Source organism: Arthrobacter sp. NPDC080086 (assembly GCF_040702285.1).
Genome location: NZ_JBFBKP010000101.1, coordinates 1 through 12579, shown reverse-complemented (window position 1 = coordinate 12579; position 12579 = coordinate 1). Strand labels below are relative to the sequence as shown.

Sequence of the window (12579 nt, the reverse complement as noted above, 5' to 3'; positions counted from 1 at the left end):
GTCAGGATCTGCTCGGCCCGGCCGAACGGACCCTGCAGGTCGTGCAGCACCGTGGAGGTCAGCCCAATGCCGTCCGTTCCGAAGGAGACCTCGTTGTCCAAGCCCAGCCACTGCCCCTCCGGCAGCCGGTACATGTGGATCTGCAGGTCCAGGTTGGGGAACACGTAGCTGCCCTTGCCCGGCGGGACCCGGGCCGCGATGCCGTTGGCGGTGTCCACCAGGCCGATCAGCCGGGCCAGGTCGCCGCTGTCGTTCCGGTCGGTCAGCGGGTGGTCGGTGTGCAGCCAGACGGTGCCGGACCCGGCCCGGTGTCCCTCGGCGATGCGCATGCTCAGCGACGCGATGTACCCGCCGGGCCAGACCTGCGCGGCGTCGTAGGGATCGCAGTCCTCCGGGGCCGGGATCCGCGGGTCCTCGAAGGCTGCGATTGCGGTGGTGTCGGAGGTGATGATCCGCCAGGCCGTGGCCCTGATGGCGACGCGGCCTCCGGCGGTCAGTTCCGCCTGGAGCAGTTCGATGGTCCGGCCCGGGCGCAGCGTGGTGGTGGTGACCTCAAATTCGCCGCCCGGGATCAGTCCCAGGATTTCGTAGCTGATCCGGGCCATCCGCATGTCCGGCCGCGGGTCGTGCCGGGAGAGCGCGTCGGCCATGATGCCGGAGGCCGGAGCCATGTGCTGCTCGTGGACATTCCAGGCGCCCTGGGCGTGGATGGTCGAGCGGTAGCGGCCTCCGCCGAGGACCTCATAGTAGAAGTCACCCTCGGCCAGCTCGGGCATTTCAGCAGTCAACGGTGACCCTTTCGCAGCAACGTAATCGGAGAATTCCACCACCCTATCGCCTCGCCGCGACGCCGGACTGGGTAGACTCGGGTGCAGGTTTACCCCGACTATGCTGCGAAGAGGTGCTCCCCCTGATCCGAGTTATCAGCTACAACCTCCGCAAACACAAGGCCAGCGGCGAACTTGAGGCGCTGGCCCGCGACTACAAGGTGGACGCCTTGTGCCTGCAGGAGTGCGACACCGAAGACCTTCCCGAAAGCATTGGAAACCTGCAACTGGCCGACGCCACGCGTGGCAACCGGCTGGGCCTGGCGATTTACTACAGCACGGACCGGTTCACCGCCGGCGATACCAAGACCTTCTCGCTGAAGAAGTCCGTGCACGACCGGGTGCTGGCGCCGGCGCATGAGCGGCTGATCGGCACGCGGATGGTGGACAACCAGACGAACCACGCCCTGGTCATCGCCTCGTTCCACGCCGCCCCGTTGACGGCGTCGAACTCGTTGCGGCGCAACCAGATCCATGCCGCCCACGGCGAGTTGCTCAGCATGGGCGGCGGGCTGATGACGCTCATGGTGGGCGACTTCAACTACCCGTTCTTCACGAAGTACCTGACGGAGCAGATGAAGGACGCCGGCTACGAGCTCTCGCTCAGCGACCGGCGCACCTACACCCGCTACAAGGTCTTCAAGGGCCACTTCGACTTCGCCACCTCGCAGGGGCTGGTGATCGAGAAGGTGGAGACGCTGCCCCGCGGCGCGTCCGACCACCTTCCCATCCTGATCTCGGCCGAATACGGCCAAAACCCCGAGTAGAAGTCGATAGCGGAACGGCCGGGCTGGTCAGGCCCGGCCGTTCCCCTTTAATCCCGCTACTTCGAGCCCGGCTCGTTCTGCTCCACGTACTCGTCAGGGTCGACGTCCCGGGCCTTGATGCCGCCGGCGTGGGCTGCCTCGAAGGCGTAGAAGGACACGGCCAGCTTGTGCCGCAGGTCCAGGTCCGCGTTCAGCCGGAAGTCGGTGAGGCCCTCGCGTTCCTCCTCGCCCATGTGCTCGCTGTTGGCCTCATTCACCTTCGCGACGGCGGCCCACCACTCGTCGGAGCCGGCGTCGTGCCGCCCGACGTCGGCGATCGCGTCCCGGATCTCGTTGTGGTCGTGGATGGCGTCGGTGGTCTCGTCCTCCGGTGAGTCCTTGCCGCCCTCACCCGTGCCCAGCGCCAGCAACTCCGGATAGAACAGTTCCTCCTCGGCCTTGGCGTGGACTTCCAGCAGGATCTGCAGGCGGTCCCAGACGGCGGCCAGGTCCACGGGGGCTGCACCGCGCATCTCCTCCAGGATCGCGAACATGCGGCGCTGGTCGTGGTGGTCGTTGAGGATGACGTCGGTGATGTCCATGCGTGCTCCTGCGGGGTTTTCGGCCGTGTCCCGCCCGCGCTGCGGCGGAGGGATCGGCGGCGTGTGCCGGCGGCGGGGTGCCGTTGCTCCGATGCTAGTGCAGGACCCGCGGGCGGTGCCGCCCGGCCGGGGAAGTTCCGGCGTTTCAGGCAAACATCGCGTGAACAAAGCACGGACGGACGTGAAAAACAGGCAGTTCCGTAACCTTCCCGTGATCTACTTTTGGGCGTCATCCTGCGGTCCGGGCACTGTCCGGGGCCAGCGGGATGTGGCAGGCCGGAGCCTACGACGGGACCGTCGGGAATCCGGCTGCCTCCGGGGCGGGGACCCCGGGACCGTAACTTTTCCGTCGCTTCCAGCGATTACCCCTGCGCAGGACCGGCTGACGACAGCAGCCAGAATGTCCGGCCCGATAACGAAGGAAATGATCACGTGACTTTTTCCAGACGGAGTTTTCTCGGAGTGGCGGGAGCGACGGCGGCTACCGCCATTGCAACCACCGCCACGGTCCGTGCCGCGACCGCCGCCGCCCCGAACCTGCCCGCGCCCGAAGCGTCCGGCATCGAGCACATCATCGTGGTGATGATGGAGAACCGCTCCTTCGACCACTTCCTCGGCTGGCTGCCGGGCGCCGACGGCACACAGTCCGGGCTGAGCTTCAGGGACCGTTACGGCATCCCGCACTCGACCTACCACCTGACCGATTTCCAGGGTTGCGGCCACCCGGACCCGGACCACTCCTACGAGGGCGGCCGGATCCAGTTCAACAACGGCAAGAACGACGGCTGGCTCCGGGCCGGCGAGAACGACGAATTCGCGGTCGGCTACTACGACGCCCCGGACCTGGACTTCTGGCGCCAGGCCGGACCCGACTGGACCGTCTGCGACCGCTACTTCGCCGCGACCATGGCCGAGACGTACCCCAACCGCTTCTACCAGCACGCCGCCGCCACGGATCGGATCCACAACTCCACCGTGACCGCCACGCTCCCCACCATCTGGGACCGGCTGGCCGCCGCGGGCGTGGCCGGGAAGTACTACTACGGCGACATCCCCTTCACGGCGCTCTGGGGCACCAAGTACCAGCCCATCTCCCACCCCTACGCGGACTTCCTCACGGACTGCTCGGCCGGGACCCTGCCGGCCGTGTCCTTCGTGGACCCGCGCTTCACCGACGAGGGGTCCGGGACCTCCGGGGACGACCACCCACACGCGGACATCCGCTCCGGCGAGACCTTCCTGGCCGAGGTCTACAACGCGGTCACCTCCGGCCCCGGCTGGGCCAACACCCTGCTGGTGGTCAACTACGACGAATGGGGCGGCTTCTACGACCACGTCGCCCCCGCGGCGGCTCCCGACACCGCGGACACGACGGCCCTCCGCGGCTTCCGGGTCCCGTCCCTGGTGGTCTCCCCGCGCGCCCGGCGCCGCTACGTCGCCCACGACGTCTACGACCACACCTCGGTCCTCAAGGCCATCGAGTGGCGCTGGAACCTGCCGCCCCTGACACCCCGCGACCAGGCCGCCCGGAACATCGCCGAGGTCCTGGACTTCGGCACCCCCGCCAACCTCGCCGCCCCCAAGTACCTCGTCCCGCCCTTCGTGGCCGGCCCCGCCTGCACCCCGGTGGGACCACCCCCGGAAGAGGAATGGTCCGGACTGAAACAGAAAGCCCTCGCCGACGGATGGAAACTGCCGTGAACAACACCCCCAGCAACGCCAGCACCAGCACGCAGGCCGCGCCGCGCCCCGGCCGCCGGATCCTGAAGCGGTTCGCCGCCGCCTCCGCGCTCGTCCTCGCCGCCGCGGGCATCGGCTACGGCTCCGCGTCCGCCTCCGCGGGCGCCCCCGCCGCCGCACCCCAGCAGGCCGGAACCGCCGTCCCCGCCGCGACCCAGACCGGCGGCTACCTGCCCGGGGCCAAGCACCTCTTCGTGATCAACCTCGAGAACAAGGGCTACGACGAGACCTGGGGCCCGGCGTCGGCCGCCCCGTACCTGTCCCAGACGCTCCGCAGCCAGGGCGTGCTGCTGAACCAGTACTTCGGCACCGCCCACAACTCCCAGCCCAATTACGTCTCGCAGATCTCCGGCCAAGGGCCGAACGCCCAGATGCAGTCCGACTGCCAGACCTACTCGCCGTTCGTGGGCACCGGTACCGCCAGCCCGGGCCAGGCCGTCGGCGACGGCTGTGTCTTCCCCGCCAGCGTCCCCACCGTCGCCGGGCAGCTCAAGGATGCCGGGAAGACCTGGAAGGGCTACATGGAGGACATGGGCACCCCCTGCCGGCACCCCGCGCTCGGCGCCGTCGACGACACCCAGAAGGCTAGGGTCGGCGACCAGTACGCGGCCCGCCACAACCCGTTCGTCTACTTTGCCGGGATCACCGGTTCACCCGACTGCGCCGCGAACGACGTCGACCTCTCCAACCTGAGCACCGACCTCGCTTCCACCGCCACGACGCCGAATCTGTCGATGATCACGCCCAACCTCTGCCACGACGGCCACGACTCCCCCTGCGTGGACGGCAAGCCCGGCGGCCTGGCCAGCGCCGACGCCTGGCTCAAGCAGTGGGTCCCGGTCATCACCGGCTCGCCGGCGTTCAAGCAGGACGGCGTCCTGGTCATCACCTTCGACGAGTCCGACGGCCCCCAGTCCGACGCCAGCGCCTGCTGCGGCGAGGGCCCCGGGCCGAACGCGGCCCTTCCCGGCATCACGGGGATGGGCGGCGGCCGGGTGGGCGCCCTGGTGCTCTCCCCGTTCAGCAAGGGCGGCACCTGGTCCACCACCCCGTACAACCACTACAGCCTGCTGGCCAGCATCGAGGACACCTTCGGCCTGCCCTACCTCGGCTACGCCGGGACCCCGGGCCTGAACCGGTTCGGCCTCGACGTCTACAACGCCGGGGTCTGAGGCACGGCGTCTGAAGGCCGGGACCTGAAACCGCGGTGGCCGGTCAGTGGATGAGGCCGGCCACCAGGTTGATGGTGGTGGCGAGCACGATCGTGCCCAGCAGGTAGGACAGGAGCGCCTGCCGCAGGACGGTGGTGCGGATGGCATCGGTCTTGAGGTCCGTGTCCGAGACCTGGAAGGTCATGCCTACGGTGAAGGCCAGGTAAGCGAAGTCCAGGTAGCGGGGCAGCTTGTCCTCGTTGAAGTCGACGCCGGTCTTGTCCCGGTAGTAGATGGAGGCGTACCGGAGCGTGTACAGGGTGTGCACCAGGAACCAGGACAGCGCGACGCTGCCCACGGCCATGGCAATGATGGCCGCCTTGGTGCCGCCCTGGGCGTTGGAGGCATCCAGCAGGATCAGGGCGACGCCGCCGAAGCTCGCCACGGTGGCCACCAGCACCAGGCCGTCGGCCAGGCCGCGGCTGGGGTCCTCGCGGCGGGCGTGCGCCGCCGTCGCCTGCGGCTGCAGGCCGCCGATCACCGACCACACCCAGATCAGGTAGGTCAGGGACGCCGCCGCCCAGCCCAGCGCGGGCGCGTAGGCCCAGGACATCAGGGAGCCGACGGCGACAGCGGTGGCCACGCCGACCAGGACCATCACGAGGACCCGGAGCCGGGAGTGGTGGGCCCGGCTGTTGAAATTGTGGCCGCCATGGCCGTTCGCTACCTCTGCATTCATGCGCCGATCTTCCCAGCAGAGCCTCCCATTGCGGCGCACGGCGGGGCGTGTCGGCGCCGTTTCCTTCCAACGCCCCGGCCCGGCGGGTAGCGTGGGCGGGGCAGGCCGCGGCCCCGCCGCGGCTTCCCCCTGCCGAAGGAGTGCCATGCCCAGGTCCCACCGATCCCCCAAGCACGAGCCGGACACCGATGTGGAGCTCAACCCGCTCTTCAGCAGGCCGGGCGAGGCCACCACGTTTCCCAAGTTCCGGCTACCCGACGGCGAGTCCCTCCCCGCTACGGCCTACCAGGTGGTCCATGACGAGGCGATGCTGGACGGCAATGCCCGCCTGAACCTGGCCACCTTCGTGGGCACGTGGATGGAGACCGAGGCCGCGAAGCTCTACGCCGAGACGTTCGACAAGAACATGATCGACAAGGACGAGTACCCGCAGACCGCCCTGATCGAGACCCGCTGCTGGCGGATGCTCGCCGACCTCTGGAACGCCCCGGACCCGGAGTCCGCCGTCGGGACCTCCACCATCGGCTCCTCCGAGGCCTGCATGCTGGGCGGCCTGGCCCTGAAGCGCCGCTGGCAGAACGCCCGCCGGGCCGCGGGCAAACCCACGGACAAGCCCAATCTGGTCCTCAGCTCCGCCGTCCAGGTCTGCTGGGAGAAGTTCTGCAACTACTGGGAGGTCGAGGCCCGCTACGTCCCCGTCTCCGCCGAACACCCGGTCCTGGACGGTACCCACCTGGAGCAGTACGTCGACGAGAACACCATCGGCGTCGTGGCCATCATGGGCGTCACCTACACCGGCCGTTACGAGGACATCGCCGGAATCTCGGCCGCGCTGGACGCCATCGAGGACAAGCACGGCCACGACGTCCCCATCCACGTCGACGGTGCCTCCGGGGCCATGATCGCCCCGTTCCTGCAGCCGGACACGGTGTGGGACTTCCGGCTCCCCCGGGTCGCCTCGATCAACACCTCCGGCCACAAGTACGGCCTGGTCTACCCCGGCCTCGGCTGGGTGATTTGGCGGGACAAGGACGCCCTGCCGGAGGAGCTGGTGTTCCACGTCAGCTACCTCGGCGGGGACATGCCCACGTTCGCCCTGAACTTCTCCCGCCCGGGCGCCCAGGTGCTGCTGCAGTACTACCTCTTCATTCGACTCGGCTTCGAGGGCTACGCCTCCGTCCAGTCCGCCTGCCGCGACGTGGCCACTTACCTCTCCGCGGAGATCGGCGCCATGGAGGCGTTCACCCTGTGGAGCGACGGCTCGGACATCCCGGTCTTCGCATGGCAACTGGCCGACGGCCACACACGCAACTGGAACCTCCACCACCTGTCGGAGCGGCTGCGGATGAGCGGCTGGATTGTTCCCGCCTACCCGCTCCCGGACGGCCTCGGCGACATCACGGTGCAGCGCGTGGTGGTGCGGAACGGCTTCACTAAGGACCTCGCGGCGAGTTTCCTGGCCGACCTGAAGAAGGAGGTCGAGTATCTGGACTCCCTCGACGCGCCGATGCCCTCCCAGGGGCAGAGCCCGGCCTTCCACCACTGAGGATTCTTAAGCGATTCTTAACCGGTGCCGGGGACACTGGAAGAGGCGCGCCGCCGCGCGCCAGCGCCCCCGACACGGAGGATTCCATGACAGGACCCGCCCCACTCGATCGATCAGCCGAGCGCCACGGTTCTTCCGGCACAGGTTCGGCCGGCACCGGTTCATCCGGCACGGCTGCCGGCCGGTTCTGGCCGCTGCCCCGGCAGCGCCACTGGCTGCTGCTGGCGGTACTGCTCTCGGCCGTCGTGATCGCCCTCGGTGTCACGGTGAAGCTGCTGCCCGGCGACACCGCGGCCGAGCTGGGCATCGACCAGAACCTTAGCCAGCACCACATCGCCGTGCTGACCGCCGTCGCCATGGCCATCAACCTGGTCTTCGGCCCGGTGGTGGGGCTCGCCGTCGTCGCCGTCATCGCGCTGGTGATCTGGCTGGTCCGGGGCGACCTGGTCAAGGCGGTGGCCTTCGGGCTGGTGGCCTGCTCCGGCTGGGTAGCCAGCGAGGCGTTCAAGCTCCTGATCGCCCGGCAGCGCCCGGACCAGGGCCTGCTGGTGGACCCGCTCTCCCCCGAGACCGGCTCCAACAGCTTCCCCAGCGGGCACGTGTCCTTTGCCGTGGCGCTGGCGTTCGCCCTGTTCTTCCTGGTCCGCGGCACCCGCTGGGCCCGGCCGGTCGCCATTCTCGGCGCCGTGGTGGCCGTGATCGTGGCCTGGTCCCGGCTCTACGTCGGTGTGCATTACCCCACCGACGTCACCGCCTCGTTCCTGGCCGCCAGCGCCGCCGTCCTGGTGGTCACCGGCCTCTGGAACCGGTTCGGACCGGCCCTGGCGGAACGGATCCCCGCCGCCCTCCGCTCTCCCCGACGCTAAAGGACCCCGCCCGTGCACAGCATCGTCCACGCCGCCACCCTGGCCCCCGGCCTCGTCGCCGGCGCCCCCTCCCTGCTGGATCCCGCGACCATGCTCTCCGGGTTGGGACCGGCGGCCCTCGGCGTCATTGCCGCCATGGTGTTCATCGAGTCGGGGGTCCTGTTTCCGTTCCTGCCGGGCGATTCGCTGCTGTTCACCGCCGGGCTGCTGCACCGGGAGCTGCAGTTGGGCCTGCCGGTGCTGATCGGGGTGATCACGGCCGCCGCGATCGCCGGCGACCAGGTGGGCTACTTCCTCGGCCGGACCTTCGGCCGCCGCTGGTTCAAGGACGACGCGCGGATCCTGAAGACCGCCCGCCTTACCGCCACCGAGGACTTCTTCCGCCGGCACGGGGGCGCCGCCGTCGTCCTGGCCCGCTTCGTCCCGATGGTCCGCACCTTCGCGCCGCTGACCGCCGGGATCGGCCGCTACGGCTACCGCTCCTTCACCCTCTGGAACGTCGTCGGGGCCCTCGCCTGGGCCACCTCGGTGACGCTGCTGGGTACCTGGCTGGGCCACTACGCGGTCATCGCGAACAACATTGACATCATCGCCATCGCGATGGTCCTGGTCTCGGTGCTTCCCTGGCTGGTCCAGTTGCTCCGGCGGCGCCGCGGCGGCGCCCGTGGTTCCTCGGGCACGGACTCTTCCGGCACTCCCGCGGACGACGACGCGACGCGGGACGGCGGGGACGACGGCGGATTCCGGGATCGCGTGTCCGGGGACGGGGTGCGCACCGCGGCGGTGGAAGACTAGCCCCATGCCGATGCCCGCCCTGCTGCTGGTCGAGGACGATCCCGTCCTCGGCCCGCTGATCGCCGAACTCCTGGAACCCGATTACCGGGTGGTCCTCGCCGCCAGCGGGCAGGAGGGCCTGCACCGCGGGTTGACCGGGGCCTGGGACGTGATGGTGATCGACCGCGGCCTCCCGGGCCTGGACGGCATCGGCCTGATCGGTGCCCTGCGCGCCAAGGGCATCGCGACGCCGATCCTGATCCTGACGGCGCTCGGCGATCCGGACGAGAAGGTCCGGGGCCTGGACGCCGGCGCCAATGACTACGTCACCAAACCCTTCGACGCCCGCGAACTGGCCGCCCGGCTCCGGGCCCTCACCCGCACGTTCGCCCCGCCGCCGGCCACGGTCCCCATCGGCGGCTGGGAGCTGGATCCCGGGGCGCGCCTGGTCCGCTCCCTCTACGGCCAGACCGTCACCCTCACCGCCAAGGAGGCCGAACTGCTGGCCGCCCTCGCCACCGAACCGGGGCGCGTGTTCACCCGGGACGAGCTGCTGTCCCGGTACTTTTCCCCGACGGACCAGCCGGGTGTGATCGACACCTATGTCCACCACCTCCGCCGGAAGATCTCCAAGTCCGTGGTCCGCACCGTCCACGGGCTCGGCTACCAGATCGGCGACCCCGAATGAGCAGGTTGATGAGCAGGTTTCCGCGGGCGGGTGTCCATGAGTAAGGCAACGGCGGCCGGGCCGAGCCCGGACGAGATCACGCTGCGCCGGGCGGCCCTGAAGGTGGCCGTGCGGATCAGTGCCGTCAGTGCCGTGCTGGTGCTGGCGCTCCTGGCGGTGGCCACCGCGTATCTGGTGCATAAGCTGTCCCAGCCCACCCCGCTGCCGGCCACGGGCGCCGGAACAACGTACGCCTATGTGGACTCGCGCGACATCCTCGAGGCCATGATCATCGCCGGCGTGGCGGGCATCGCCCTGGCCGGACTGGCGGGGTGGCTCAGCGCCCGCAGCGCCATCCGTCCCCTCGGCGAGGCCCTGGCGCTGCAGCGCCGCTTCGTCCAGGACGCCAGCCACGAACTGCGCACCCCGCTGGCGATCCTGGATACCCGCATCCAGCTGGCCCAGCGTGACGCGGAGGGAGATCCGACGGCCCTGCGCAACCTGGCCCGGATCCGCGCGGACACGGCCACGCTGACCGGGATCGTGAACGAGCTGTTGCTGGCTGCGACGGCGGCGGCCCCGGACCCCGGCGCTCCCCCGGTGGAGCTGGCCGGCGTCGCCGAGTCCGTCACGGAAAGCCTGCGGCAGGTGGCCGACGGCAAGGGCATCGTGCTCGGCTTCGAGGCCAGTGGCCGCCCCCGGGCGCGGATCGAGGCCAATGCCCTGCGGCGGGCGGTGCTGGCCCTGGCGGACAACGCTCTGGCGCACACCCCCTCAGGCGGCCAGGTCCTGATTAGGGCCGCGGAAGAGGACGGGTCCGCCGTGATCACCGTCTCCGACACCGGCCCGGGCATCACCGGGGTGGACCAGGACCGCATCTTTGACCGGTTCGTCCACGCCGCCCGGCCCGCGGGGTCCGACGGCGGACGCGGCTTCGGGATCGGGCTGTCGCTGGTGCGCGAGATCGCGATGGCCGCCGGTGGCACGGTTTCGGTGGCGGGCACCAGTCCGGAGGGCACGGTGCTGCGGATCGAGCTGCCGGCCGCGACGGACTAGGCAGCCACAGCAGGGCTCAAGGGGCCTGACCGGCCCGCCTAACGTGGATGCAACCGCTTACAGCGCGGCGCTGGTCTCCACGCGGTTCTCCGGCCGGTTCGCCGCCCGGTTGTCCGCACAGTCGCAGGCCGGGGCGCCGGCAGGTTCCACGTTGGTCCGGGCCAGGAGGGCCTCCACCACTTCGGCCACCAGGTCTTCCTTGTCGCGGCGCTTGGCGTCCTCCATCTGCGCCACTTCCACCCGGGCAGCCTGCCACGCGGACCAGTGTCCTGATACCAGCGCCCAGAGCGAGAGGGCCGAGACGTAGACCACCGAGTCCAGCCAGCCCATCATCAGCGAGATCGGGATCATCAGGATCCAGATGATCGCCAGCCAGCCGTTCACGCGCCGCATGAAGACAGGGTCGCCCTGGACCATTGCCCAGAGACTCTTGATGGGGCCCATGCATCCTCCTTGGTGATAACACGGCGGAGCGGACCGCCTCCGGGACCTTATCCACGCAGGCTGGGAGATTGCTGGCAATTTCCAAGCCTGGAAGGCGGAGCGGGAAGCGGGACCGGAACGGCCCGGCGGGACTACTCTCAGTCCATGCTGAGATATCCCGGCGGGGCCGGATCCGGGGAGGACCGGGCCGCGTGAGCTTCCTGACCCTGGCGCTGATCGCCGTCGTCGCACTGGCCGGGCCGTTACTGGCCCTGCCGGTCCGCTGGCATCTGCCGGTGGTGCTCGGGGAACTGCTGGCAGGCGTCCTGATCGGCCGCACCGGGCTGGCCCTGGTGGACCCGGGTGACCCCACGTTCAGCCTGCTCGCCAACATCGGATTCGCCCTGATGATGTTCGTCGCGGGAACCCACGTCCCGGTCCGGGACCCGGTGATCCGGACGGCCCTGGGACGCGGGGCGGGACGGGCGCTGCTGGCCGCGGCCGCGGCGGCGGCAGCAGGGACCGGCCTGGGGCTGCTCTTCGGCACCGGACACGCCCCGCTCTACGTGGTGCTGCTGGCGTCCTCCTCCGCCGCCTTGGTGCTGCCTATCGTGGACTCGCTGCGCCTGGGCGGGCCGCACGTCGTTGCCATGATGGCGCAGGTGGCCATCGCCGACATCGCCTGCATCGTCGCACTGCCGCTGGCACTCGACCCGCCCAACGCCGCGCGCGGCGCCCTGGGCGCCGTCACCGTGGCCGCGGCCGCCGTCGTCCTCTTCTTCGGCCTGCGCGCCCTGGAGCGCAGGGGCACCCGCCAGCGCGTTCACCGGCTCTCCGAGCAGCGGAAGTTCGCCCTGGAACTACGGATACAACTGGCGCTGCTGTTCGCCCTGGCCGGCATCGCGAACCTGGGCCGGGTGTCGGTGATGCTGGCGGGCTTCTCCTTCGGGCTGGTGGTCGCGGCCGTCGGGGAGCCCCGGCGCCTGGCCCGCCAGCTGTTCGCCGTCAGCGACGGGTTCCTGGGGCCGGTGTTCTTCGTCTGGCTGGGTGCCACCCTGAACCTGCGCGACCTGGCCGGCCGGCCGGAGATGGTGGCTCTCGGACTGGCGTTGGGGCTGGGGACCGTCGCGCTGCACGCCGGGCTCAGGGCGGTGGGCCTGCCGTTGCCGCTGGGGGTCATGTCCGCGGCGCAGCTGGGCATCCCGGTGGCGGCGGCCAGCATCGGCACCCAGCTGCATGTCCTGCTTCCGGGCGAAGACGCGGCCCTGCTGCTGGGCGCGTTGGTCACGATCGGGGCAAGTGCGGTGGCCGGGTCCCGGGCCGCGGGGACGTTTGGCCCGCCGCCCGGGGCCGATACCCGGTAGGCGTCCGACGCCGTCAGTCGCGGAGGGCAATGACCTGGGCGGAGTCCGGGGTGTCGGCGATGACCAGCACCCGCGGAG

The 12579-nt window shown here is 70.1% G+C and carries 13 protein-coding genes; 9 read left to right on the top strand and 4 right to left on the bottom strand.

The annotated features are described in order from the left end of the window. On the bottom strand, nucleotides 1-788 hold a 788-nt coding region (locus AB0305_RS20925; RefSeq protein ID WP_366173906.1), incomplete at its 3' end, for a thioesterase family protein. 125 nt (nucleotides 789-913) lie between these two features. Between AB0305_RS20925 and AB0305_RS20920 the strand changes: the two genes are divergently transcribed. Then, nucleotides 914-1594, top strand: a complete 681-nt coding sequence (locus AB0305_RS20920; RefSeq protein ID WP_290257888.1) for an endonuclease/exonuclease/phosphatase family protein — start codon at nucleotides 914-916, stop codon at nucleotides 1592-1594. A 56-nt stretch (nucleotides 1595-1650) separates the two neighbouring features. Here the strand turns inward: AB0305_RS20920 and AB0305_RS20915 are convergent, their stop codons facing one another. After that, nucleotides 1651-2175 (bottom strand): hemerythrin domain-containing protein, encoded by a 525-nt coding sequence (locus AB0305_RS20915; protein WP_364135391.1) that lies wholly within the window; start codon nucleotides 2173-2175, stop codon nucleotides 1651-1653. Nucleotides 2176-2607: 432 nt separating this feature from the next. Here AB0305_RS20915 and AB0305_RS20910 point away from each other — a divergent pair, with 432 nt between their 5' ends. Both AB0305_RS20910 and AB0305_RS20905 read left to right on the top strand, forming a co-directional pair. After that, entirely contained in the window at nucleotides 2608-3876 is a 1269-nt protein-coding gene (locus AB0305_RS20910; RefSeq protein ID WP_364135387.1) for an alkaline phosphatase family protein, read from the top strand. Continuing rightward, nucleotides 3873-5087, top strand: coding sequence for an alkaline phosphatase family protein (locus AB0305_RS20905; RefSeq protein ID WP_364135384.1), 1215 nt, complete (start codon nucleotides 3873-3875; stop codon nucleotides 5085-5087). The genes AB0305_RS20910 and AB0305_RS20905 overlap by 4 nt, the downstream gene beginning before the upstream one ends. A 43-nt stretch (nucleotides 5088-5130) precedes the next feature. Here AB0305_RS20905 and AB0305_RS20900 read toward each other — a convergent pair whose 3' ends face one another. Then, complete coding sequence (locus tag AB0305_RS20900) at nucleotides 5131-5805, bottom strand: DUF1345 domain-containing protein (protein ID WP_364135381.1); 675 nt, start codon at nucleotides 5803-5805, stop codon at nucleotides 5131-5133. Nucleotides 5806-5950: 145 nt separating this feature from the next. On the opposite strand from AB0305_RS20900, the gene AB0305_RS20895 reads away from it, so the two are divergent. The 5 genes from AB0305_RS20895 to AB0305_RS20875 all read left to right on the top strand — a co-directional run bounded on the left by AB0305_RS20895 (nucleotide 5951) and on the right by AB0305_RS20875 (nucleotide 10714). Further along, on the top strand, nucleotides 5951-7351 hold the full coding sequence (locus AB0305_RS20895) for a glutamate decarboxylase (protein WP_364135378.1): 1401 nt from the start codon (nucleotides 5951-5953) through the stop codon (nucleotides 7349-7351). A gap of 86 nt (nucleotides 7352-7437) precedes the next feature. Further along, a complete protein-coding gene (locus AB0305_RS20890; RefSeq protein ID WP_364135370.1) occupies nucleotides 7438-8217 on the top strand; it encodes a phosphatase PAP2 family protein in 780 nt (259 codons plus the stop codon). A gap of 12 nt (nucleotides 8218-8229) precedes the next feature. Beyond that, complete coding sequence (locus tag AB0305_RS20885) at nucleotides 8230-9012, top strand: VTT domain-containing protein (RefSeq protein WP_364135367.1); 783 nt, start codon at nucleotides 8230-8232, stop codon at nucleotides 9010-9012. Between the two features lie 4 nt (nucleotides 9013-9016). Continuing rightward, the gene (locus AB0305_RS20880; RefSeq protein ID WP_364135364.1) at nucleotides 9017-9679 is read left to right on the top strand and encodes a response regulator transcription factor; all 663 of its coding nucleotides are present in this window, start codon (nucleotides 9017-9019) and stop codon (nucleotides 9677-9679) included. A 36-nt stretch (nucleotides 9680-9715) separates the two neighbouring features. Then, entirely contained in the window at nucleotides 9716-10714 is a 999-nt protein-coding gene (locus tag AB0305_RS20875; RefSeq protein WP_364135361.1) for a HAMP domain-containing sensor histidine kinase, read from the top strand. 57 nt (nucleotides 10715-10771) lie between these two features. Here AB0305_RS20875 and AB0305_RS20870 read toward each other — a convergent pair whose 3' ends face one another. Next, nucleotides 10772-11158, bottom strand: coding sequence for a hypothetical protein (locus AB0305_RS20870; protein ID WP_364135358.1), 387 nt, complete (start codon nucleotides 11156-11158; stop codon nucleotides 10772-10774). A 191-nt stretch (nucleotides 11159-11349) separates the two neighbouring features. On the opposite strand from AB0305_RS20870, the gene AB0305_RS20865 reads away from it, so the two are divergent. Then, nucleotides 11350-12501, top strand: a complete 1152-nt coding sequence (locus AB0305_RS20865) for a cation:proton antiporter (protein ID WP_364135355.1) — start codon at nucleotides 11350-11352, stop codon at nucleotides 12499-12501. The last annotated feature ends 78 nt before the right edge of the window (nucleotides 12502-12579 follow it).